Origin of the sequence: Coleofasciculus sp. E2-BRE-01 (genome assembly GCF_040221695.1) — a bacterium.
GTDB lineage: Bacteria > Cyanobacteriota > Cyanobacteriia > Cyanobacteriales > Coleofasciculaceae > Coleofasciculus.
Genome location: NZ_JAVKEA010000190.1, coordinates 99822 through 125225, shown reverse-complemented (window position 1 = coordinate 125225; position 25404 = coordinate 99822). Strand labels below are relative to the sequence as shown.

Genomic DNA, 25404 nt, shown 5'->3' with positions numbered 1-25404 from the left:
AACAGATTGATATGAAAACTATAGCTCGTCCGGAAAAAGCCGATCGCACCTATGCAACCTAACCACCCCTCCCTAAAGCAGCTCATTTTGGAGAATGCCTGTCTGCGTCAGGAAATCGCCGCCTTGAAGCAGGAAAATGCGGATTTAGAAATTCTGCTGGAGACGACAACGGAACATTCGGATACCGTTACCGCCCAGTTGCATAATCAGGCAATTCAAGCCGTACTCGATAGTGAAAAACGACTGTTGCAATTTCTGGAAGCGATGCCCGTGGGTGTAGCGGTATTGGATCATCAAGGATGTCTGTACTATATTAATCGTAAGGGAAAACAGTTAACCCGACATCGCATCCCTCTGGGAGTCAATGCGGAAAAATTAGCTAAAGCTTATCACATTTATCGCAGCGGAACCAACCAACTTTATCCCTTTGAGCAGTTACCGATTGTGCGAGCGCTTCAGGGTGAAACTTCCACGGCTGATGACCTAGAAATTCGCCACGGGGATCAGGTGATTCCCCTAGAGGTTTGGGGAACACCGATATTTGATCAAGACGGGACTATTATTTTTGCGATCGCGGCGTTTCAAGACATCACCGAACGCAAAAAAGCCGAAGCCGAACGCCTTCAGTTTACCACGGATCTGTTTGCCCTCAATCAAGCCCTATCCCGCTTTGTCCCCCGCCAATTCCTTCAATTGTTGGAGAAAGATAGTATTGTCGATGTGCAACTGGGTGATCAAGTCCAGAAAGAAATGTCAGTGCTATTTTCTGATATTCGCGACTTTACCAGCCTTTCAGAAAAAATGAATCCGGACGATAATTTCAAATTTATTAATTCCTATCTGAGTCGCATGGAATCAGCAATCATTGATAACCAAGGGTTTATTGATAAATATATTGGCGATGCGATTATGGCACTCTTTAGCGGTAGTGCCGATGATGCACTTAAGGCGGGAATTACCATGTTGCATCGGCTGGCTGAGTATAATAGTCATCGTACCAAAACTGGCTATGTGCCGATTCACATTGGCATTGGGATTAATACAGGCTCGTTGATGTTGGGTACAGTAGGCGGTGCATCGCGTATGGATAGTACGGTGATTAGTGATGCTGTTAATTTAGCGTATCGGATGGAAGGATTAACTAAAGCTTATGGTGTACCGTTGTTGATTTCTCACCACACGTTTTGCCAGCTCAATAATGCCAATGACTACAGTTTTCGTGTGATTGATAAAGTTAAGGTTAAGGGAAAATCTGAGGCGGTGAGTGTTTATGAAGTCTTTGATGCAGATGAATCGGAAATGCAACAGGCTAAGTTAGTCACAAAAACAACCTTTGAACAAGCCCTGTTATTTTACAATCTGGGTAAGCTTGACGTAGCCGCCAGTCTGTTTGAACAGTGTTTGCGCCAAAACCCTGAAGATAGCGTGGCTCGAATTTATCAGTTACGCTGTTTTTCCGGAACCTACACCCCTCCCTAAAATCTATGTTTAACATTCCCGGTTATCAGATTTTATGCCAAATTTATGAAAGCACTCAATCGATTGTCTATCGAGGAATTCGCCAAGCGGATCAGCAAGCGGTTATCCTTAAACGCCTGAAGACTAATTATCCTACACCGGAAGAGATTCGCAAATATAAGCAGGAATATCAACTCACTCGCCGTCTCAATTTGGCAGGCGTCGTCGAAGCCTATCGCTTAGAACAGTATCAAAACAACGTAGTCATTATATTCGAGGATTTCGGCGGCGATTCTTTACAGCTATTGCTTAATCACCATCCACTGACTCTGGCTGAGTTTCTAGATATCGCGATTAAAATAACCGATAGTCTAAATCAAATCCACGCCGCTACTATTATCCATAAAGATATTAACCCCAGTAATATTGTTTACAATCCCCAAACCGGACAAATTAAACTGATTGATTTTGGCATTGCCAGTGTTTTGAGTCGGGAAAATCCGACTCTACAAAACCCCAATGTTATCGAAGGAACTTTAGCCTATATCTCCCCGGAACAAACGGGCAGAATGAACCGATATGTGGATTATCGCACAGATTTTTACTCGCTGGGTGTCACCTTTTATGAATTGTTGACCGGAAACCTCCCCTTTGAGGCTCAAGATTCGATGGAGTTAGTGCATTGCCATCTGGCAAAATATCCCACACCTCCCCATCTTTTAGACGGGAGTAAAGGTAAGGGAGTGGGGGAGATACCCCAGGCGGTTTCAGATATTGTGCTTAAACTCCTCGCGAAAACAGCAGACGAACGCTATAAAAGTGCCTTGGGACTTCAAGCGGATTTAGTGATTTGTCTGATGCAATTAGAGGCAAATGGTTTTATCGAACCCTTTCCCGTTGGCGAAAATGATGTCAGTGAAAAATTCCAAGTTCCTCAAAGAAATTATGGTAGAGATGCTGAATTAGTCACCTTACTCGCCGCCTTTAACCGTGTGGCTAATGGCAGCAAAGAATTAATGCTCGTATCTGGTTCCGCTGGGATTGGTAAATCGGCATTAATCCATGAACTTCATCAACCAATTGTGCAAGAACGGGGCTATTTTATAGTTGGTAAATTTGACCAATTTAAACAGAATCGCCCCTTCGCGTCTTTAGTGCAAGCCTTCTCTGACTTAATCGGACAAATTTTAACCGAAAGTGAAGCAAAAATTGCTGATTGGCGTTCTCAACTGTTAGAGGCGTTTGGTATTAATGGTCAAGTTATTATTGACGTTATTCCTAAACTTGAACTGATTATCAGTCAACAGCCTCCTGTACCCGAACTTCCGGCGACAGAAGCGCAAAATCGCTTTAATCGATTGTTTGCTCAGTTTATTCAGGTGTTTGCTCAAGCAGAACATCCTCTGGTTATTTTTCTAGATGATTTGCAATGGGCAGATTCTGCGTCTCTGGATTTGCTGGAACGGTTACTGACTGATATCGATAGTCGTTATCTTTTAATTATTGCCGCGTATCGGGATAACGAAATTAATCCGGTTCATCCTTTAAATAGGTTGCTGGAGAAGAGTCCTAATCTGGGTGTAGCAGTTAATCAAATTAATCTTAGTCCTTTAGAGTTAATCCACCTCAATCAGCTAATTGCCGATGCGCTGGATTGTTCTTTAGAGGAGGTAAAATCCCTAGCAGAACTGGTTTGGGACAAAACTCAAGGAAATCCTTTTTTTGCTAACCAGTTCTTAACCTCTATTTATAACCAAGGGTTACTTCAATTTGATTTTGATTCAGGTTCATGGCAGTGGGATATTCAAGAGATTGCAGCGCAAACGGTATCCGATAACGTTGTTGAATTTATCGCCCAAAAACTGCAAACGTTATCGGAAAATACTCAGTCGGCTTTACAGCTTGCGGCTGGGATTGGTAATGTCTTTGATTTAACCACGTTAGCCACTATTTATGATAAATCACGATTAGAAACTGCCATTGACTTATGGGAGGGGGTTCAAGCAGGACTAATTATTCCTCTCGGTGAAGATTACAAATTTATTCAATCTGCTGTACTCACCACGTCTAGTTATTTCACTGACAATGATCAGAATGAAAATTCCTCTTCTTTAACGTCACCAATCAGTGTCACGGTTAATCCTTCATATCGATTTATTCATGACCGAATTCAACAAGCTGCCTATTCGTTAATTCCTGAAACGGAGCAACCTGCCATTCACCTGCGAATTGGTCAGTTTATGCTGAAAACAACTCCACCAGAAAAGCAGGACGAGAAACTCTTTGATATTGTCAATCAGTTAAATGTGGGTATCTCGTTAATCACGCATCAGTCTGAGAGAAATGAACTGGCTGAATTGAATCTCTTAGCTGGACAAAAAGCCAAAGCTGCCACGGCTTATGAATCGGCGGCTAATTATTTAAATACAGGACTGAATTTGTTAGCCACGGATAGCTGGCAGCTTCAGTATGATTTAACAGTAAAACTCTATTATGAAGCTGCCGAAGCCGCCTATTTACGAGGAAATTTTGCCGCCGCAAAACAGTTAGGAACGGTTATTTTAGACCAAGCTAATGCATTGAGCGATCGCGTCAAAGTCTATGAACTGATGATGCAGATTAGTATCGCCCAAAACCAGCTACTTCAGGCGATTGATATTGGTTTAGAAACCCTGGAAATGCTGGATGTTTTTTTAGTCGAGTCTAACGGAGGAAATAGACAAGTTGAGTTACCCTCGCTCACCGATTTAGACGACTTTCCCCAAATGACTGATCCGCAGAAAAAAGCGGCAATGAGACTACTGGTTACCGTGGCATCAGCTACCTATTTAGCCAAGCCGGAACTCTTGTTTCAGGTAATCTTAACCATGGTCAATCTTTGTCAAACCTATGGACTTCTGCCAGAGTCTACTTACGCCTATTCAGTGTATGGATTGCTTCTCTGTGGAATGTTGGGAAAAATAGAGGAAGGCTATTACGCCGGGGAATTAGCGCTGAGACTTTTAGATCAATTAGAAGCAAAGGCGCTTAAGTGTAAAGTGCTGCACCTGTTTAACGTCTATATCCACCACTGGAAAGCCCATGCTAAGGATACCTTAATTCCCTTGCGATCGGCAATTCAATCGGGATTGGAAACCGGGGATTTAGAATATGCGGGGTATTGCATGACCAATGATTGTACCTATTCATTTTTTATTGGTACTCCCCTGGATGTTGTCGAGAAAAAGCATAAACACTATATTAAATCCCTCTCTAAAATAAACCATACATTTTCCCTTTATTTAACCCAACTCTGGCGACAAGTCTGCTTGAACTTAATTGGAGAAGTCGAGTCAGTAGTGCAATTGCGGGGGGATAGCTTTGATGAACAGAAAACTCTGCCCTACTTACACCAAACCAATAATCATACCTTACTCTTTTTTGCCTATTTAGCCAAAGAAATCCTCAGTTATTTATTTAAAGAGTTTAATTTAGCGATTTCCGTAACCCATCAGACTGAGGCATTTGCCGGATCAGCACAGGGATTAATTGTTTATGCGATTCATCTGTTCTACAATTCACTCATCCTCTTGGCGCAGTATCCAACTGTAGAACCCTCTGAACAAGAACAGTATTTAAAGCAAGTCATTGCTAATCAAGAAAAAATGCAACATTGGGCGAATTATGCCCCGATGAACTATCAGCATAAGTATGATTTAGTGGCAGCAGAGAAAGCGCGAATTTTAGGAGACTTCCTCAAGGCAATGGACGATTACGACCACGCGATTCAGGGGGCAAGAGAACATGGGTATATCCAAGAAGAAGCCTTAGCCTATGAACGCGCCGCCGAATTTTATCTCAGTCTCAATCGAGTAGAAATTGCTCAAACGTATATGACTAAAGCGCATTATTGCTATAGTCGCTGGGGAGCAAATGCTAAAGTTAGGGACTTAGAGGAACGCCATTCTCAGTTAATTGAACGGCGGGCAAATTTCCGTTCAGCCGACAGGAACACCTCCGATGTCAATCCCTTTATTCAAACCTCTGATAGCAGTGATTCGTCTCGCTTAGATTTAACCAGTGTTCTGAAAGCCTCCCAAGCCTTGTCAGGAGAAATACTTTTGGATCAATTGCTGGCAAAGTTCATGCAAATTCTGATTGAAAATGCAGGTGCAACTCAAGGCTATTTGATTCTGTCTACTCAAGGAGAACTGCTGATTGAAGCGGAGGCGGCGGTGAATCAGGAGACGGTTAAGGTGTTACAGTCGATTCCAGTAGAAAGTAGTACCGCTGTGGCAACAAGTATTATTAATTATGTAGCACGTACCCACGAAACAGTGGTTTTACATGATGCCATGAATCAGGGTAAATTTACCCAAGATATCTATGTGATCCAAAATCAGTCTAAGTCGATTTTGTGTAGTCCATTGCTGAATCAAGGCAAACTATCCGGATTGATTTATTTAGAAAATAATTTAACGACGGGTGCTTTTACCTCAGACCGACTAGAACTACTGAAACTCTTATCCTCTCAAGCCACAATCTCGATTGATAATGCTAAACTCTACGCCGAACTTCGCAGCAATGAAAGTCGATTAAGTCAACTTTTAGAAGCCGTCCCTGTGGGAGTCGCGGTTATCGATAAGCGGGGCAAAAGTCACTACTTGAATCAACGGGCGCAGGAGTTACTCGGCAAAGGAATTTTACCCGATCTAAACTATGATAAAATTGCTGAAATTTATCAAAACTATATCGCTGGAACCAATCAGCTTTATCCTAATGATAAATTACCCATGGTAAAAGCCTTACGCGGTGAATATGCGACGGCGGATGATATTGAAATCCATCATGGCGATAGAATTATTCCCATCGAAGCGTGGGGAACACCTATTTTTGATGAACAGGGGAATGTTATTTATGCGATTGTCGCCTTTCAAGATATTACAGAACGTCGCTACGCTGAGGCTGAACACGAACGATTTACGCAAAAACTCTCTCAACTGAATCTGGCATTTTCCCGGTTTGTGCCGCGTCAATTTCTCCAGTTTTTGGATAAGGACAGTATTGTGGAGGTACAAGTCGGGGATCAGGTGCAGAAGGAAATGTCGGTGTTATTTTCTGATATTCGGGATTTTACCCAACTCTCGGAAACAATCACACCGGATGATACTTTCAAATTGATTAATTCTTATTTACAATGTATGGAACCGACGATTGTGGATAATCAAGGGTTTATCGATAAGTATATTGGCGATGGGATTATGGCACTCTTTGGCGGTGAGGTTAATGATGCGGTGAACGCCGGAATTGCCATGTTGCATCGACTGAGAGAGTATAATCAAGAACGCCGGAATCAAGGTGATAATCCCCTGAGAATTGGCATAGGAATTAATACGGGTTCTTTGATGTTGGGGACAGTGGGGGGATGCAATCGCATGGATACGACGGTAATCAGTGATGCGGTGAATTTGGCGTCTCGTGTGGAAGGATTGACGAAAGAGTATGGTGTGTCGTTGTTAATTTCCCATCATACGTTCTTAGGGTTACAGCAACCGACTGACTATGCGATTCGTTTAATTGGTCAAGTACAGGTTAAGGGAAAAGCGGAATTAGTCACAGTTTATGAAGTCTTTGATGCGGATTCTCCGGAGATAAAAGCTGGGAAGTTGGCGACATTGCAACTGTTTACTGAGGCGTTATCGTTCTATCATCTCCAGGCTGTTGAGCAAGCCGCACAAGGGTTTGAAGAGGTTTTACGGTTGAGTCCTAGGGATAGAGTGGCTCAACTGTATCTTAAACGCATCAAGGGGAATGGGTGAGGCGGAATGGGGGGTTGGGGTTTCAACAATCAAGACGCGCCATGGCGCGTCTCTACATTCTATTCCCAGGCATCGAGGTCTATGGCTTTTGAGCCGCCTCGTTCTAGCTGTCCTAAAAGTTTACCCAACTGATACCACACTAACCAACCAATGAATAGAGTTAGGGGTAGGGAAATGGTGTAAGCCAGGAATGTGGGAAAGCTAAAAATTTCTAGCCCAGCCGCCAAAAATACGCAAATTCCGGCGGAAATTCCTAGGAATGGGATGAATAATGGCAATCCTTGCATTTGAGCCAGACTGCGAGAGGAACGGTTTTTTGACCATTCCTGTACCTTTTGTTTCAGTGTGGCTTCAAACGCCGCACCACAGGTAATCCCAGCCAATAAACCCATCACTAACAATAAATAAGGCGGTTCATGAAAATAATACACAAAGCACTCCCAGCGTATAAGTCCGATACAGCCAGATTGTACACTGTCCAGCCTTTAAGCGGTGACGTATTGAGTTATGATTTACTTTGGCGATGTGACTGGCGCGAGTAGACCAAAGCCGATCGCATCCAGACCCAACCCAGAAAACTCCCGATAAAATAAGCGGGGAAATCTGACCAAGTAAAGGTATTCCCCAAGATAACCCGACCCAGTAACGTGGCTCGGATTGCTTGCAAAAATGGAGGTTGCCATAGTTGCAGAAACTCCAGGAGACAAGTAACTATACAGACGCCTACCGCCGTCCACAGGGGTGACGCTTGGGGAAAGAAAAGTCCAACCAAGAGAATCCAGAAAATCTCATAAGCAAAGCTACCCAGTCGGTCATTCAGCCATTCCGGTGCAGGTGCGTAAAACCGTACTGCATACCCCAAAGGAGCAATCAGGATAATGCTGATGAGCAGAATAATGCGATATTTCAAAATAGGATAGTGGTCAACCTCCCTACACCCATCGCTTTAACTCAGGATTAGCACTCAACTCTAATTCTGGAAACGCATAAACGACAACGCCTGTATCGGGGTCATTGTCAATATTCACATACCCGGACTTGACCAAATCGTTCAACGTCGCTTCTACTTCCGCAAACCCTCGTCCCGTATTGACAACCCCCTGAGTCACGGACAATTTACCGCCTCTCGCTTCAGCCGCTTTTACTAATTGGACAACAAAGGAGTCATGGTTTAAAGTAGCAGGAGCATGATAAGGCTGGACTAATGTGGGTGAACCAGAAACCGTTGCTTCTCCAGTGATGCGATCGCGCTTCCCATATTTGAGATAATGTTCTTCTACCATGCCGGGAATCAGAAACAAGTCAACGAATTGACCAACCCCAAATAATCCCCCCGTACAAAACCACAACAAACCTGTGGCAATTTTACCATTATAGAGGCGGTGCAATCCTCCAAATCCAAACAGAAAGCCGCACCACAACAAATAACTCCCTTCACGTCTATTTATATCCATTGCCAATCCTCCTCTTGGTTTGGTTTAGCCAAAGCGCTCTCTTCCAGTCACAGGCTGCATCGGCTTAAACTCCAGCGTGATTAACTGAAAGCCAGCCACTGTAAGTTGTCCTGTGGTTCTTTACACGCTTTCTTTCATTATCGCCAAACTTTGAGCGAAACGTTTTAAGAATTGAGAAATGTAGGGACGGGTTTCACTATATCGGGGTTGCTGTAGTAGAGACGTTCCGGTGGAACGTCTTGTGGTGAGGATAGGGAACACTTATTCAGCAGCCCCTATGTTAGGACGTTTCTGTAGCCGCTTTCTCTTCTTTCTCCAGTCGTCGCTGACTTCTGTGGGGTCTAATCACCAAACAGACGCCAACTGTCCAAGCAATGGATGCCATCCAACCTGCAATAATATCACTGGGGTAATGAACCCCTAAATACATCCGCGTCCAGCTAATCGCGATCGCAAACACGATACCTCCAATCACCGTCACCCAACGCCAACGGGTATTCCAGGTCAAAATAATTAATACAATCGCAAACGTTACGCTTCCCATCGCGTGTCCACTGGGAAACGCATAATCCGATTCTGGCGCAGGGGATTCCCACAAACTCGGACGTACTCGCTGGAGAGTTGACTTAGCGGTACGAACAATAATAACACTGCCTAAATAGGTTATCAGCGCATAGGTAAGGAATCGCCACTGGCGTCGGAATGCCAAGAGCAGTACTATCGCCACAGCTAAGGGAAACACCCCCCAATATGCACCCAACTTTGTCAGGTTTATCGCAAACGCATCGAGTTGAGGGGAAGTTGTTGAGTGAATCGCTAATAAAATTGGCACATCCCAGGGAAAACCCCCTTCGTTTTTCCAAATCTCCTCGGCTAATTCTCCGAAGATTTGCACGGGGATATAGATACCCAGAAATAATATGACCAGAGAACGCCAATTGCTGGTTAATAATTTGACGAGAAATTTCCAGAAGGATTGGATACGCTTTGAGAGTTCATAAGTAGACATTAAACAGAACGAAATGTGACGGTGTACAACTTTAGAAAAAGGGCGACTTCCTCAAAAGTCTGATTATCCCACAGTCGAGGACAAAGGGCATCAAGAAACTAATTATTCCTCATCCCTATCTAGGTCAGGGCGGGTTTTGATTCAATGTTATCATCAATGGCGAAACAAAAGCCCCTAAACCCGCCCCTACAACTGGACTGGTTTTGATTCAACCTTATCATCAATGGCGAAACGAAAGTCCCTAAACCCGCCCCTACAATTTTTTCACAGATACATTCTCGGAAATCCACTGTAAATAAGCCTCAGATCCAGCAATAATCGGCAAACCAATAATTTCAGGAACGTCGTAACTATGCAACTCCTGAATTTTGGCAGCTAACTGGTCAAACTGAGATAAATCGGTTTTAATCACCAATTGCCACTCTTGGTCATGATTCACCTTTCCGTCCCAAGAATAAATCGATCGCACGGGCGTAATACTGACACAAGCTGCCATTCGCGCTTCCACTAAGGATGAAGCGATCGCGTCTGCTTCTTCTTTTGACGTTGCCGTTACCAAGACTACACCATAGCTAGAGGTTGATGTCTTTTCCATAGAACCATTCCTCTGTTCCTACGCCTGGTTCATTGTATCAACTCACCCGAAAAAAACATATAGTTACACGAGATGATCGTGCGATCGCGGAGTATCTATATCAGAAGTAGGAATAGTACCTCCTGGAGAACTCATCCTTTAGCAGGTGGCGTTAACTCCACGTTTTCTGCTAATGAAACAGGCATTCTTCATTTCCTCTTCTCTCTGACTGAGGGAATTCTCAAAAGCATTGTGCTGTTGGCAAAAGCCTGTAACCTCAGAAAAGCCCAACCTGTTACCGCTACGGTTTAAGCGGCGCGAGAATGGATTCAATGGCTACAGAAGAGTTAACAGGTAGACAATTTTTAGTAATTGTAGTATTGTATAATACAAGCTGGCATAGTCCTCACCCCTGAGTGTGAACCCATTGATCTGACTCAGACTCAAGGCAACGTTATCCAACCATTGTTTAGGGTTAGCGAAACCATTTTTAAAAGCTATTGATTCAATCAACCATGAACTCTACTCGCCTGGTTAAAATTAGTAAATATCTGAGTAAACATCTACGGCATCAACCCGAACGGATTGGGTTAACCTTAGAACCAGGGGGCTGGGTCAACGTTGATCAACTGCTATCTGCTTGTAAACAATATTCCTTTCCCCTTACTCTCCATGAACTTAAAGAAGTCGTCGCCAAAAATGATAAACAACGCTTTTCCTTTGATGCGACAGAAACACGGATTCGCGCCAATCAAGGGCATAGTGTCGCGGTTGATTTACAGTTAGAACCAACCCTTCCACCAGAGGTACTTTACCACGGTACAGGTCACAAAACTGTTGAATCGATTCGGCGTCAAGGCTTATGCAAAATGTCACGGCATCACGTCCACTTATCCCAGGATATCGCCACCGCCAAAAAAGTAGGACAGCGTCATGGTTCTCCAGTGGTTTTGGCTGTCGATGCTAAAGCCATGTCCGAAAAGGGTCATACATTCTACTGTTCCGATAATGGCGTGTGGTTAGTGGATTTTGTTCCCCCTAAATATCTACAGCAACTCTAATCCGCCAGGAGTCTCCAACTCAGCAGGAAAAATAGTGATGAATTCAGAACAGCTTTGGTCTCAAGAAAAATCTCATCAGAATAATCGGCAATCGAAAGGGTTATTGGGGTTAGGCTGGCGTCCTTTATCCCGGCAGTTTGATTTGGATTTTATTTTACATTTGCTGCAAAATGACACATCAGAGTTATTGCAAAAGAGCCTAGATTTTACCAGTGATGTGGCTGATGCATTAGGGCGAAATCACTATAATATTTTTGCCAATGTTTTGAGCTTATTTTCCGAAAATATGTGTTATGAGTGGGATGAGTTCTGGGAGTACATTACCCCTGATCCGCCAACTCCTAATCATTGTCAGCGGGAGACAATATTTGTCAATACGCCCGTCACCCAAACGGTTACCCGCGAGAGTATTCCGATTGAGTATGTCCTGAATCGACTACAAGAAGTCACTTTATTTAAAGTTTTGGATATTCTGGGCAGTCCTGATTTAATTACTCAAGATTACATGGATCGCCGCTTTTATTATCCTCTGGAAAAGTTTGTCAATTGGCAACGCTTAGAAGTGTTTGGCACAGTCTATGCCTACTGGTCTAATCCAGAGATTTGGTTACAAATTAATAACCAGGGTCAAGGACGGCGCTGCTACAATTTAATGGCGGATGAAATTCGCCCGTTAGTGAATAAAGCGACCTATAATGTAGCGGTGATGTTGAGTGGTTATCAAAGTCGGGTGGGGAAGGTTCACAGTCAGTTTCAGATTAGAGACTTTCCCAGCGATATTCAACGGTTTACGGATACCGTTCAGCAGGCAATTCTGGATCAAAACCAGTTAGCGATTGTCGTGCATGGTGAACCGGGAACCGGGAAAACGGTATGGACACAAGCGCTGGCAAAAGAAGTTCTTGTACCGTTGGGGTATACGATTTTTATTCTGGATCATGATGCGGTAGAAAATTTTGTACCGCCGAGTTATTTGGAACGAGTTGCCCTAATTATTAACGAGGCGGATAACTTAGCCAAAAATCGAGCCAGTGAAGTGGCACAATGGAATAATAAAACCGAGCATATTCTCAGTTTATTGGATGGAACGTTGTATCAGAGTGTGATTGATGATACCGGGATTAAAGCGCAGCAAAAATTAGTGGTATTAATGACCTGTAATACCACAGAACGATTCGACCCGGCGATGTTACGTAAAGGACGAGTGGATTTGACCTACGAGTTTATGCATCGATTTGTGTAAGGCTGAGTAGATTTGACGATTAAATTGGGCGCACGTCGGTTATTGGTGTCAACTTAAAACTTTGTATGACTAGCGCTCAAAGTTTAGATCCCCCTAAATCCCCCTTAAAAAGGGGGACTTTGATTAATTTCTGGTTCCCCCCGTGCAACAAAAAGCGAAGCAACATCTAGTTGACACGGATGCAAGCCTTGCGCCCCTAAGAGGCTGATGTAACAATTGAGACATGGTACGCTACTTCAAATAATTTCATCCTAAAGGCATAAGCTAAAATTGACCTTATTTCCTAAAATGAGAGAGTCTCCGTTGTAAGAGTTATTACATTATGTAAATACCCTAGTAACGAGATAATGAATTCTATAAAAAAGTTATGTCTTTTCTAAAACGACCCCTTCTATTACTTCCTCTGGCTTTACTGCTTGTTGTTTCAACAGGTTGTCGCGTGGAAAAAGAGCAAGCCGGGGAAGAACCGGATGTAGATGTAAACGTAGATCCTGGGAATTTGCCAGAATATGAAGTTGAAGGACCAGAAGTTGATGTAGGAACTGAGGAAAAAGAGATTACCGTTCCTGATGTGGAGGTAACCCAAGAAGAAAAGACGATTACCGCGCCTGATGTTGATATTCAACCTCCAACTGACAATGATTCCCAAGGAAATCAATAATAGTAACCGTTAGGGAGCTTCTTTTGGCAACTGAGAAGCTCCCTGAATAATTTAGCCTTGTTGTGTCCCAGGATAACCATTAGCACCATAAGCGGCTAACTCAAATTTAGTATTTAAACTTCTTATAACGACCTGGAAAACTGGTATATAATAGTATGCCAGTTTTTGAACTGTCTATACTACCGTTGTAACTTGAACCGTTGCGACTCCAAGCTATTCAGGATGGTGTAATCAAAGCAACGAAGTGGAGATGGTGACAAAGGAAAAACTGGGCTATTGCATTTCCTATCGAGGAAAGACGTTATCAAAGATAAATGATGAAGTCTATTCCGGCTACCTCGGTGTTCCCTGTTTCCCTAATTGCCTATGAGTTCCTCCGTAGAGAATCAGCAAACCCAACAAACCCAATCGTCACCCCTAACCCCTGCAATGATTCAACGGGTGAAAGAAGGATTGAGTGCAGCCCGCGATCGCAGAGTGCGTGATGCTGTCGAAAATGCTAGGAATAATCTGAATGCGATCGCGAATGGGGATTGTGATCAGCGAGTCAGGGGAAGGGTAAGGCGTTTCATCCTGCGATCGTTTATTCATCTGCTGTTCCCGGTGCGAATCGAAAACCCGGAACATATCCCCACTCAACCCGCATTACTCGCCGCCAACCATCTCAATCACATTGATCCATTACTGATTCTCGCCGAAGTCCCCGAACATCCCTACTACTACACCCCGGCTGACGCCCGTACTCTCTATAACCATTGGTGGAAACGCCGGATTTTGGGTTGGGCGGGGGGTGTCATTCCCCTAGAACGGCGCTGGAAAGAAGAAAAAGCGGTTATTGAAGCCGCCCAAGCAGGGCGCGAGGATTTAGCCGACTTAGCCGCCGCCATTGAAGAGGATGTACCCAGCAACGCCGGATTAGGTACTATGCGACAGATAGAACGGGTGGTGCAGGCAATTTTTGCCCGTGGGGATGGCGTTTTAATCTTTCCAGAGGGGAGACTGGGTGAGGTTGAAGGTGAATTACAATTACCCTTAGCGCGAGGTGGGATTATGTATGCGTTGCGGGCGGGCGTCCCCATTGTACCCGTAGCCTTGATTGGCACTCATGACCTTTATTTTCGCAAGCTATTAACCCTGCGATTTGGCGAACCCTTGCACTTTCCTCAATCCAAACGCCCCAAACCAAAGGAAGTCCAAAAGGCGATGGAAACGTTAGAAGAGGCGCTGATTAAACTATTACCCAATAATTATCAAGAACCCAACCAACCTAAACCTCTGCGTCATTGGCTCAATTGCCTATTGTTATAGGGTTTCACTACTATCGTTTGAAATGGTGCGTTACGCTTTGCTCTCCTCACCCTACACCCGCTAAACCTACCTCGACAGACAGCAAGCCGTCTTCAACAAAAGACAAATAACAAATGACTAAGGACAAATGACAAATGACTAACACTGATTTAGCCTTCACACCCGCTTTAGAACAAGCGCAATTAATTCGCCAAGGTCAAGTATCTCCCTTAGAATTAGTCGAACTGTATTTAGCCCGCATTCAACAGTTTAATCCTCAATTAGGCAGTTATTTTAGTGTCGCCACTGATATGGCGCTAGCGGATGCCAAAGCCAAGACTGAACAGTTGACGCAGATAAGAGATAGTGCTGAACTGCCCCCTTTTTTTGGCGTACCCATTGCTATAAAAGACCTCACCGCTGTCCAGGGATTACCCTGTACCTACGGCACGCCGATTCTCAAAGATAAAATAGCGCCCTACGATGATGGCGTCGTCGCCCGGATTAAACAAGCCGGATTCATTATTTTAGGCAAAACCGCCACCTCAGAAGTGGGTTCGCTTCCTTATACCGAACCTCCAGGATTTCCCCCAGCCCGTAATCCCTGGAATTTAGAGTACACCCCAGGCGGATCAAGTGGGGGGTCTGCTGCGGCTGTTGCTGCTGGATTATGCCCGATCGCCCAGGGGTCTGATGGGGGCGGTTCAGTGCGTGGACCTGCCTCCTGCTGTGGCGTGGTGGGGATTAAACCTGCACGGGGACGAGTCTCTTTTGCCCCTGTGGGCGATCGCCAAAATGGAATTGCCGCTAATGGTTCTTTAGCCCGCACGGTTGCGGATGCGGCGGCGTTGCTGGATGTGATGTCTGGCTATATTCCTGGTGATCCCTATTGGTTACCTGATCCGGAGGTATCGTTTCTGGAAGCCACTCGTCAACCGCTGGGTCAATTGCGAATTGCCTTTTCTACAGCGATACCCCCCCTAGGGGATGCCGCAGAGGTTTGTCAGCAGGCGGTGCATGAAACGGCGCGGCGCTTGGAAGAGATGGGACATCAGGTGGAACCGGGTTGTCCTGATTTTAGTGCTTTAATTGAACCCTTTCAAAAGGTGTGGCAAGCCGGGGTAACGGCGACAGGGATTCCCGTGGCGGCGTTAAGTCCGATGAATCAATGGATTGCCGCCCAATCCGGTTCGGCGGGGGAGTATTTGCAAGCTGTTGCCCAGATGCAGATTATATCGCGACAGATTGTCGGCTTTTTTGAGAATTTTCAGGTGCTGGTGCTTCCGGTGTATATGCACCCAACGATTCGGGTGGGGGAATGGGCGTCTTTAAGTCCAGAGGAAACGTTGCAAAATATTATTCGTTGGATTGCACCTTGTCCTCCATTTAATGCCAGTGGATTACCCGCGATCGCAATTCCCACGGGATTTGACTCAAAGGGTTTACCTGTAGGGGTTCAGCTAGTGGGACGCCCTGCGGCTGAAGCCACGCTGATTGCGTTGGCTACTCGGTTAGAAGCGATAAATCCGGGGATTCACCAGCGTCCAGCGTTAGTGGTGTAATGAATTATAAACCTTGAAATGCGTATAGTATTGTTGGTTATTCCAAGTTCCCCTGTAGGGGCGGGTTTAGGGACAAAATGAATGAAGCAACCAATCACCTTTCGACAAAACCCGCCCTGCCCCACCCTATCACGCCGACATTTTGATATGCGATCGCGGTTGAAAATCTGCTGATTTTTGTTGTTCGGTTTGGGATTAATTGATTGTCTGACGGTGGAGGAATGGGCGGGTGCAAGTTGTTGATTTATCGGTGAGGAGGACGGGTGCAAGTTGTTGATTTATCGGTGAGGAGGGCGGGTGCAAGTTGTTGATTTATCGGTGGGGAGGGCGGGTTTTGTTGTTCCATTATCGGTGAGGAGGGCGGGTTTTGTTGTTCCATTATCGGTGACTAGCTGAATTTAGTCCCTAAACCCGCCCCTACAATTGTCCCTAAACCCGCCCCTACAATTGTCCCTAAACCCGCCCCTACAATTGTCCCTAAACCCGCCCCTACAATTGTCCCTAAACCCGCCCCTACAGATTACCTAAAAAGAAAACAGCATACCCACTAAGTTTTGTAAACAAACCTCAAACCCTTACAAATGACAAATGACAAATAACAAATGAAAAATGACAAATGACGAATGACTATCTTCACCCTTCACGTTAATTATGTCCACCTACTTATAATCGCTTTCTGCCTTCTATCTGCCATACCCAGGGAATAATTGCCCCAGCAATCAAGCCTATTCCCACACTAAACGCTAAAACAACTCCCACAGGGAGTTTAATGGATTCAACATTGAGAAATCTAAGAGATACAAGTGTGGCATTTTGTACCGATAGGATGGCAATTGCCGCAATCCAAGCGGCGACAATCACAGATGTGAGTAGATTAGTTAAGGCTTTCATCTCACGCTCAAGTCTTCAGGGCAGTGGATGCAGTATAGTTTATATGAGTACAGTTTGACTGCCTCTGGGGTATTGTCAATGCAAGGTTAAGCGCATCGGCGGCGAATCTCTTCGGGATGATTCGATTTTCTTTGCCTAATGCGACAACCAGTAGGTGTTTTTTTTGAGGAGTCAAAATTTGAGGCTGTAATCCTTATTGGATCAGGGATACAGGCTTTTTCCCAGTTTAGGAGGTTGTCGCAATGTCTGAAAAACTTATCCAGCAAGGATTTGAGAGTTTTTGTTGGAGAGGGCTTGTCAAAGGCGAGGGCTGAAATGCTATAGTTAGAAGAGGTTGTCGCAATCGAACCTTGAAAACCAAATACAGCAAGCGTTTCAGAGGTTGTTGGTCGAAATCCTCTATAATCCCTATCAGGGATTGAAACCTGAAGTGCCAAGACCTTTGTCCAAAGTGACCTCGTCGAAATCCTCTATAATCCCTATCAGGGATTGAAACAGCGCCTTTTTGCTGTACTTTCCGTTGATCAGAGGTCGAAATCCTCTATAATCCCTATCAGGGATTGAAACTTCTGAGTCCTCCCCATTTGCCGAGTCTACAGAGGTCGAAATCCTCTATAATCCCTATCAGGGATTGAAACTATTTTGCGATTCATTTTGGTGGGGGGATGGAAGTCGAAATCCTCTATAATCGCAGTCCGCGTAGGCGGACTACCCTTCGGGAAGGCTTCGCCTATGTTTGTGTAGCAGCGATTTCAATCGCCTCCTCTTGCTGTGTAGAGACGTTGCATGCAACGTCTCTACAACCCTAATTCAGCTTTAGTTATACCGTTGCTGGTTCCATCTGCTGAATCATCTGCTTCATCGCCTCAGCAATTTGATTTTGCTTTTCAGGAGAATCCGCTTCCATATACACCCGCATCAGAGGTTCGGTACCGGAGGGACGCAATAACACCCAACTTCCTTCTGATAAATAGAGTTTAATCCCGTCTTTGCGTCCGACTTCTTTAACCTTAATTCCAGCCACTTCTTGGGGGGGATTTTTGGTGCAAGTGTCTAAAACGGCGGCTTTGTGATCCTCATTCAAATGCAAGTCCAAGCGCTGGTTGTAAACCGGACCATCAGCTTCTTTAATCGCTTCTTCGACTAACTGACTTAGGGGTTTACCTTCGTAGGCAATGGCTTCAGCCACCAGCATATTGGCTAAAATACCATCTTTTTCAGGAATATGCCCAATAATGCTCAATCCCCCAGATTCTTCACCGCCAATCAGCACCTCGGTTTCCCGCATTTTCTGACCGATGTATTTAAACCCGACAGCTGTCTCGTAAGTTTCTAGACCATGTTTTACGGCAAAGTTATCCAATAGGTGAGTTGTGGCAACGGTACGGACGATCGCACCTTTTTTACCTTTGTTTTTAATCAGGTGGCGTGCCAGTAACAATAGCACAGTATTGGGGGTTAGTACATTACCCTGTTCATCTACGATACCAAAGCGATCGCTATCTCCATCAGTGGCTAGACCTAAATCCGCCTGATCTCGCGTCACGGCTTCTCTCAACCCCACCAGATACTCGCCTTTGGGTTCGGGCATTCCGCCACCAAATAAGACATCACGGGTGGTGTTAAAGCTTTCCGTCTGACAGCCACAGTATTCCAGGACATCATCCAGATAACCGCGAGAGGTGGAATAAAGGGCATCGTATTTTACTTTGAGTTGCGCCCGCCGAATCCGTTCTACATCTAGTAGTGTGTAAATAAAGTCCAAGTAATCCGGTTTCGGATCAAAGGTAGAAATTTTATCACCCGACTTACCACTCGGTAGTGCATCATCTGCCCCAGCAATATTGGAAACAATCGTATCCGTAATTTCCGGGGTAGCAGGACCTGCATAATCCGGAATATATTTAATCCCGCAATAGGCAGCGGGATTGTGGGAAGCTGTAAACATCAGCGCTCCGGCTGAGTTGAGTTGACGCGCTTGATAGGCAATCACTGGCGTCGGACAATCCCGGTTGACAATTTTCACCGTCCAGCCCAAGTCTGCCAAAACCTCAGCAGCGGTGCGGGCAAACTCATCAGCCAGAAAGCGGGTATCGTAGGCTACCAAGACGGGGCGGTCTTTGCCGTAGGCTGTATCCAGATAATTCGCGATCGCACGAGTTACCTTACAGACATTGGCGAAGGTAAAATCATCAGCGATGATTCCCCGCCAGCCATCGGTACCGAATTTTATTTTTTTAGCGCTATTTGTTGCACTCATTTGGGCTACTTTGCTCTTGATTTTACTCAATTATAGGGGGACGAGTATTATCATTTGTAATTTGTCTGAGTGTACCAATGTGTGCCTGAATACAATTTGCCGAAAATAGAATTGGCTTCCCCATTACTCCAGCGTAAGAACCTCTTCTCCGATGGTGGGATGGATACAAATCGTCGCATCTAGCTCTTGCTTGTTGACACCCTGACGAATCGCCACGGCAAGAGTTTGCATAATATCCGCCGCATGTTCACCCACCATCTGAGCGCCCACGATGCGTTGGTTTTCTCCCTCAGCGATTAATTTGATCATCGCTTTTTCGTCTTGTTCACTCAGGCTGTAAAGCATGGGTTTAAATTCAGTGCGGTAGCAGCGCACAGAGTCACCAAATTTTTTCTGCGCCTTGCTTTGTGTCATTCCCACAGTCGCCGCTTCTGGGCGGGTAAACACCGCAGAGGGAACATCGTCGTAATTAACCGACTGGGGCTGGTTGCCAATTGCCGTATCTACAACAGCTTGACCTTCAGCGATGGCGACGGGGGTTAAGGGGATACGATTGGTGCAATCGCCAATGGCAAAAATAGTATCCTGTGTCGTGCGGCTGTACTCATCCACCTCAATGACACCTTTTTCACTGACGTTCACCTCCGTGTTTTCCAAACCCATATCTTTCGTATTGGGGGCGCGACTGGTGGCAATTAAGACAGTATCGGCGTTCAGGGTTTCCTGATAGTCCCCAGATAAGCTGAGTTGGATTCCATCGCTTCCTTGGCTAATTTCTTTGGCTGTCGTTTGAGTCAGAATCCGAATTCCCCGTTGACTTAAAGCCCTTTGGACAGACATGCGGATATCGTGATCAAACCCAGGTAAGATTGACTCCTCGACATCCATCAGCGTGACCTCAGATCCCAAAGCATCCATCATACTGGCAAATTCTACACCAATATAGCCGCCGCCAATAATTGCCAGTCGTTTGGGCAATTCTTGCAGGTGAAACATTTCGCGGGAGGTAATCCCATGCTCTTTGCCAGGGATATTGGGTACGATGGGATGCCCACCCACAGCAATAATAATTTTATTGGCAGTAATTTGGCGATCGCTTACAGTTATCGTATGAGCATCCACAAATTTGGCTTGACCGCGAATCAGGTCGATTCCCGCCTCCTCCAGTGTTTGCAGATAGGATTGATTCAGTTTATCGATATGGTGGTGGATTTTGCTGAGAAATTGTGACCAATTGATTTGCCGTTGACATTCACTCCAGCCATAGCTGGTGGCGAGTTGATCTTGTAATGCAAAATCAGCCGCATAAACCATTAATTTTTTGGGAATGCAGCCGCGATTGACACAAGTGCCACCTAGAGATTCTTTTTCCACCACAGCAACGTTGATATCATAAGCAGCGGCTCGTTTCGCTGCTGCTAGTCCGCCAGACCCTGCACCAATGATGAGGAGTTCGTAATGATAAGACATATTGTTGTTTGAGTATCTGTACCTAATTTGAAGGTTGCATAGGTGAAGGAAGTCTTGCACCATTCAACAGGCAGATTTTTGTGCAATTACATTCGATTGTAGGGGCGGGTTTAGAAACTAATGTAGGGGCGGGTTTAGGAACTAACGTCAGCTATTGCTGAAATAACGGAACAACAAAACCCGCCCTAGTCCAGTCTCGTTCTCTGGCGCTGCCTCCCTTGATAAGGGCTAAAGCCCTTACTACGAACTACGAACTACGAACTAACGTCATCAACCTTTAGGCAGAGGATAGTCTAGGTCATAACACTTAAGGTAAAGCTGTAATGAAAATTTTTGGCTTGCACATCACCAATTGCCACAATGAGCCAGACTAAATCCCCTGACAAAACTCAAGACCATTCCACCAATACCAAGGAAGAGGCAACTACCTCTCATATTTCCCCTTGGTTAGTGCGCCTAGTCTATCCCCTAGGGCGTCACCTAGTTTTGCCCTTTTACTTTGACAAGATTCAGGTCAAGGGACGGGAGAATTTACCCAAAGATAATCCAGTTATCTTTGCACCCACCCATCGGTCTCGCTGGGATGCGCTGATGTTAGCTTATGCCGCTGGTCGAGATATTACCGGACGAGATTTACAGTTTATGGTGTCGATTGATGAAATGAAAGGCGTGCAAGGGTGGTTTATTCGTCGTTTAGGCGGATTCCCCGTTGATCCTAAACATCCGGGAATTTCCAGTCTGCGTCACGGAATTGAGTTATTGGAGAAGGGAAAAGTTCTGGTTATTTTCCCTGAAGGCGATATTTTTCGGACAGAAGAAATCCAACCCTTAGAACCAGGATTGGCTCGGATTGCGCTCCATGCAGAAACGGATCAACCGGGTTTAGGGATTAAAATTGTGCCAATTCGGATTCATTACAGTCAACCTGTACCGCACAAGGGATGCGATGTTGATATTCGTATTGGTTCACCTTTATCGGTGGCAGATTACTGTCATAAACCTGTCAAAGGATGTGCTGAAAAGATTAGGGATGATGTGCGACAGGCGCTTCAGGAGATTGGGAATTAATAATGATTAGCATCAATTGTAGGGGCGAGAAACTAATGTAAGGGCGGGTTTAGGAACTGTAGGGGCGGGTTTAGGAATTAACGTTAGCTATTTGAAATAACGGAACAACAAAACCCGCCCTCCTCACCAACAAATGTACAACAAAACCAGTCCGACCTCACCGATAACGGCTCACCAAAACTCGCCCTAATTAGGGGCTGCTGAATAAGTGTTGTGGTGAGGGGAAGCTGGGGAAGCTGGGGGAGCTGGGGGAGCAAGGGTACATTTTTCCTGAGCAAGGTGATGCCATACATTTAAAGAATACTACCCGATTTCCTTGAATCAAACCCTCTGTCAATAAAGCTCAAAGTATTGATGGGTAAGGGTTTCGGTTTTGTTCATCAGCCCCTAATTAATCTTTGTCTCTATTACTATCAGTTGATGGCTCCCCTCTCCCAAGCTTGGGAGAGGGGTTGGGGGTGAGGGCTGTCTACAAGCCTAGTTAATCTGAATTCTCACCGATTCTGATTAGCCAAGGTTCACTTTAAATACTTTATTCTTTTCTGCTTCCGCCTTGGGAATATTGAGATTTAGAATGCCGTCTTTATAGTCAGCTTGGACTTGCGTATTCTCAACTTGTCCGGGTAAGGGAATCACACGGCGGAACTTACCATAACGGAATTCACTGCGCGTCATTCCTCCTTCTTCAGTCTTGGCTTCAGATTTGCGTTCGCCGCTAATCATCACCGCATCTTTGGTGACTTGCACATCTAAATCCTTGGGTTCCATTCCCGGAACTTCTAGCTTGAGGTGGATGTTATCGTCTTTATTGCGGCTTTGGTGACGTGGCTAATTCGGTGGTTTTGGTGGTAAAAAAGTTGTAAAAAAAAAGACGTAGCATGTTACGTCTAGAACAAGTTACATGCTACGTCTAGGTTGCTAAATTTTAACCAACAGGTTGCAGCAATCGCGCTGGCGATTCACCAGGTAAAACCTTCACCTCACCATTCTCATCTACATCAACCACAGCGGTTTCTCCCTCAAGGATCTCACTCGCTAACATGGCTTCCGCTAAACTATCTTCCAATAGCCGCATAATCGTCCGACGTAAAGGTCGCGCCCCATAACTGGGATCATACCCTTCTTCAACTAAACGCTCTTTGAACCGTTCCGTCACTTCCAGGGTAATTCCTTGTTCAACTAAGCGAGTGGAAACTTCCACCAGGAGGAGATCAGCAATTTGCTTAATCTCATCGCGGTTTAACTGACGGAAGACGATAATATCGTCAAGGCGATTGAGGAATTCTGGACGGAAATAGTCCTTGAGTTCATCATTCACACGGCTACGAATCCGGTTGTATTGAGATTCAGCCAGGTTGTCTGAATCTTCAAATCCGAAACCACCGCCACCTTTTTCAATCACCCGCGAACCGATGTTCGAGGTCATGATAATCAGGGTGTTCTTGAAGTCTACGGTACGACCCTTGGCATCTGTCAACCGACCATCATCCAACAGTTGTAAGAGGCTATTGAAGACATCGGGGTGTGCTTTCTCGATTTCGTCAAACAGGAGTACCGTGTAGGGTTGACGCCGGACGGCTTCTGTAAGTTGACCGCCTTCGTCATAGCCGACAAATCCGGGAGGCGAACCGATTAGCTTAGAGACAGTGTGCGGGTCCATGTACTCGGACATATCCAAGCGAATCATCGCCTCTTCTGACCCGAAGAAGTAAGCCGCCAATGCTTTCGCCAATTCCGTCTTACCCACTCCTGTCGGTCCAGAGAAGATAAAGCTAGCGATGGGTCGATTCGGGTCTTTTAACCCCACCCGTGCCCGCCGAATCGCTTTGGAGACGGCGGTAACGGCTTCTTCTTGACCAATTAAGCGTTGGTGCAAGGTATCTTCCATGTGCAGCAGCAGGGCTGATTCGGATCGGGTCAGCTTGTTGACGGGTACACCTGTCCAGGAGGAGACAATGTGGGCAATATCTTCTTCATTTACCAGAGGTGTCTGCACAGGGGTATCTTCGTCGGTTTCCTCTTGCAGAATCGCCTGAAGCTGAGTTTCCAGTTCCTGTTCGCGATCGCGCAATTGGGCGGCTTTCTCAAAGTCCTGGAGACGAACGGCTTCTTCTTTTTCTTTGGTTACCTGACGCATTTGACGTTTGATGTCTCGCGTGGCTGGAGACGGCTGACAATGAATCAAATGCACACGGCTTCCAGCTTCATCAATCAAGTCAATGGCTTTGTCCGGTAAGAAGCGATCGCTAATATAACGATCGGACAGTTTCGCCGCTGCATCTAACGCATGATCAGAGATTTCTACTCGGTGATGCTGCTCATAAGCATCCCGTAATCCCTGCAAAATTTCAATGGTTTCCTCAACCGAGGGTTCACCCACCATAATCGGTTGGAAACGGCGTTCTAAGGCGGCGTCTCGCTCAATATGTTTGCGGTATTCATCCAATGTCGTCGCCCCAACACACTGGAGTTCGCCTCGTGCTAATGCGGGTTTGAGGATATTTGCTGCATCTAATCCGCCTTCTAACGCCCCAGCACCGACTAAGGTATGGATTTCGTCAATCACCAGGATAATATTTCCGGCTTCACGCACTTCCGCCATTATATTCTTGATGCGTTCCTCGAAATCACCCCGGAAACGAGTCCCGGAAATCAGTGATCCGATATCCAGGCTGATCACCTGCTTATTTTCCAACAGTTCTGGCACATGATTATCGGAAATCCGTTGCGCCAACCCTTCTGCGATCGCGGTTTTACCAACGCCCGGTTCTCCCAATAATACGGGATTATTCTTGGTGCGGCGTCCTAAAATCTGGATAATCCGTTCAATTTCCTTGACACGACCCACCACAGGGTCTAACTTACCTTCTGAGGCTAACTGGGTGAGATTCCTGCCAAACTCTTCCAGGGTGGCGGACTTTGAGGTGCGACCCATCATTGAAGTACCGGGTCCTCTAGCGGTTGCAGCCGCTGCTACTTCGCCAATGGCTTGAATCAGCTTAGTGCGGGCGGTGGAGGGATTAACGCCTAAACTTTGCAACACTTTACCCGCAACGCTGTCGCTGTCTTGCAGAATAGCGAGTAACAAATGCTCTGGACCGATATAATTATGTCCCAGTTGTCGAGCTTCTTTGAAGGATTGCTCAAACAGGCGTTTGGCTTTGGGAGTGAAGGGAATTTCTGCTGGAACAAAGCCTGATCCGCGACCAATGATTTTTTCGACCACCTTCCGGGTTGATTCTAGGGTGACATCCATCTCTTTCAGGACAATCGCCGCGACACTGGTTCCTTCTCGCAACAATCCCAGGAGGATTTGCTCCGTTCCCACGAGGTTATGTCCCAGGCGACGGGCTTCCTCTTGGGCGAGCATAATCGATTTGATAGCTCTGTCTGTAAAATGTTCAAACATGGTTGGTTTCCTTTGCCGAGCGGTATATGATTGGCTGAAGGGGTAAACGATTTACCCTTATTTGTAAATTTTTATGTACTTTCTACTAACACTTTACCTCTGTATGATGGACTCTATCAGTGGGCAGAACCGTAATGGTTGGGTGTAGTTGCCGTCTACAGGGGATTTCAGGGTATTCCGGTTAAGTTTTGAAGATGGC

18 protein-coding genes and 1 pseudogene are annotated in these 25404 nt (G+C 45.5%); 9 read left to right on the top strand and 10 right to left on the bottom strand.

The window, feature by feature from the left end; genetic code table 11:
• Positions 1–51: 51 nt before the first annotated feature.
• A complete protein-coding gene (locus tag RIG66_RS23965) occupies positions 52–1479 on the top strand; it encodes an adenylate/guanylate cyclase domain-containing protein (RefSeq protein WP_446381209.1) in 1428 nt (475 codons plus the stop codon).
• A gap of 5 nt (positions 1480–1484) precedes the next feature.
• Positions 1485–7256 (top strand): AAA family ATPase, encoded by a 5772-nt coding sequence (locus RIG66_RS23960; protein WP_446381208.1) that lies wholly within the window; start codon positions 1485–1487, stop codon positions 7254–7256.
• A 59-nt stretch (positions 7257–7315) separates the two neighbouring features.
• Here RIG66_RS23960 and RIG66_RS23955 read toward each other — a convergent pair whose 3' ends face one another.
• The 5 genes from RIG66_RS23955 to cutA all read right to left on the bottom strand — a co-directional run bounded on the left by RIG66_RS23955 (position 7316) and on the right by cutA (position 10314).
• The gene (locus tag RIG66_RS23955; protein ID WP_446381207.1) at positions 7316–7687 is read right to left on the bottom strand and encodes a hypothetical protein; all 372 of its coding nucleotides are present in this window, start codon (positions 7685–7687) and stop codon (positions 7316–7318) included.
• A gap of 74 nt (positions 7688–7761) precedes the next feature.
• Positions 7762–8166 carry a ribosomal maturation YjgA family protein gene (locus RIG66_RS23950; RefSeq protein ID WP_446381206.1) on the bottom strand — a complete coding sequence of 135 codons (405 nt, stop codon included), beginning with the start codon at positions 8164–8166 and terminating at the stop codon, positions 7762–7764.
• A gap of 22 nt (positions 8167–8188) precedes the next feature.
• Positions 8189–8710 (bottom strand): TM2 domain-containing protein, encoded by a 522-nt coding sequence (locus RIG66_RS23945; protein ID WP_446381205.1) that lies wholly within the window; start codon positions 8708–8710, stop codon positions 8189–8191.
• 280 nt (positions 8711–8990) lie between these two features.
• A complete protein-coding gene (locus RIG66_RS23940; RefSeq protein WP_446381204.1) occupies positions 8991–9719 on the bottom strand; it encodes a phosphatase PAP2 family protein in 729 nt (242 codons plus the stop codon).
• Between the two features lie 253 nt (positions 9720–9972).
• Positions 9973–10314: a divalent-cation tolerance protein CutA gene (gene cutA, locus RIG66_RS23935; RefSeq protein WP_446381203.1), complete on the bottom strand. Its 342-nt coding sequence runs from the start codon at positions 10312–10314 to the stop codon at positions 9973–9975.
• Positions 10315–10386: 72 nt separating this feature from the next.
• Between cutA and RIG66_RS23930 the strand changes: the two genes are divergently transcribed.
• From RIG66_RS23930 to RIG66_RS23905, 6 genes are all read left to right on the top strand, one after another.
• On the top strand, positions 10387–10605 hold the full coding sequence (locus tag RIG66_RS23930; protein WP_446381202.1) for a hypothetical protein: 219 nt from the start codon (positions 10387–10389) through the stop codon (positions 10603–10605).
• 203 nt (positions 10606–10808) lie between these two features.
• Positions 10809–11354: an RNA 2'-phosphotransferase gene (locus RIG66_RS23925; RefSeq protein ID WP_446381201.1), complete on the top strand. Its 546-nt coding sequence runs from the start codon at positions 10809–10811 to the stop codon at positions 11352–11354.
• A 37-nt stretch (positions 11355–11391) separates the two neighbouring features.
• On the top strand, positions 11392–12597 hold the full coding sequence (locus RIG66_RS23920) for an AAA family ATPase (RefSeq protein WP_446381200.1): 1206 nt from the start codon (positions 11392–11394) through the stop codon (positions 12595–12597).
• Between the two features lie 367 nt (positions 12598–12964).
• Positions 12965–13258: a hypothetical protein gene (locus RIG66_RS23915; protein WP_446381199.1), complete on the top strand. Its 294-nt coding sequence runs from the start codon at positions 12965–12967 to the stop codon at positions 13256–13258.
• Positions 13259–13624: 366 nt separating this feature from the next.
• Positions 13625–14566 (top strand): lysophospholipid acyltransferase family protein, encoded by a 942-nt coding sequence (locus tag RIG66_RS23910; RefSeq protein WP_446381198.1) that lies wholly within the window; start codon positions 13625–13627, stop codon positions 14564–14566.
• Positions 14567–14700: 134 nt separating this feature from the next.
• Positions 14701–16107 (top strand): amidase, encoded by a 1407-nt coding sequence (locus tag RIG66_RS23905; protein WP_446381197.1) that lies wholly within the window; start codon positions 14701–14703, stop codon positions 16105–16107.
• Between the two features lie 663 nt (positions 16108–16770).
• Here RIG66_RS23905 and RIG66_RS23900 read toward each other — a convergent pair.
• From RIG66_RS23900 to gorA, 3 genes are all read right to left on the bottom strand, one after another.
• Positions 16771–16998: a LapA family protein gene (locus RIG66_RS23900; RefSeq protein WP_446381196.1), complete on the bottom strand. Its 228-nt coding sequence runs from the start codon at positions 16996–16998 to the stop codon at positions 16771–16773.
• Between the two features lie 820 nt (positions 16999–17818).
• On the bottom strand, positions 17819–19258 hold the full coding sequence (locus tag RIG66_RS23895; RefSeq protein WP_446381195.1) for a phosphoglucomutase/phosphomannomutase family protein: 1440 nt from the start codon (positions 19256–19258) through the stop codon (positions 17819–17821).
• Positions 19259–19381: 123 nt separating this feature from the next.
• On the bottom strand, positions 19382–20728 hold the full coding sequence (gene gorA, locus RIG66_RS23890) for a glutathione-disulfide reductase (protein WP_446381194.1): 1347 nt from the start codon (positions 20726–20728) through the stop codon (positions 19382–19384).
• Between the two features lie 360 nt (positions 20729–21088).
• Between gorA and RIG66_RS23885 the strand changes: the two genes are divergently transcribed.
• A complete protein-coding gene (locus RIG66_RS23885) occupies positions 21089–21796 on the top strand; it encodes a lysophospholipid acyltransferase family protein (protein ID WP_446381193.1) in 708 nt (235 codons plus the stop codon).
• Positions 21797–22303: 507 nt separating this feature from the next.
• On the opposite strand, the pseudogene RIG66_RS23880 reads toward RIG66_RS23885, so the two are convergent.
• Both RIG66_RS23880 and RIG66_RS23875 read right to left on the bottom strand, forming a co-directional pair.
• A pseudogene (locus RIG66_RS23880) lies at positions 22304–22597 on the bottom strand (Hsp20/alpha crystallin family protein); the annotation flags it as partial.
• 124 nt (positions 22598–22721) lie between these two features.
• Positions 22722–25205 carry an ATP-dependent Clp protease ATP-binding subunit gene (locus RIG66_RS23875; protein ID WP_446381192.1) on the bottom strand — a complete coding sequence of 828 codons (2484 nt, stop codon included), beginning with the start codon at positions 25203–25205 and terminating at the stop codon, positions 22722–22724.
• Positions 25206–25404 lie beyond the last annotated feature (199 nt).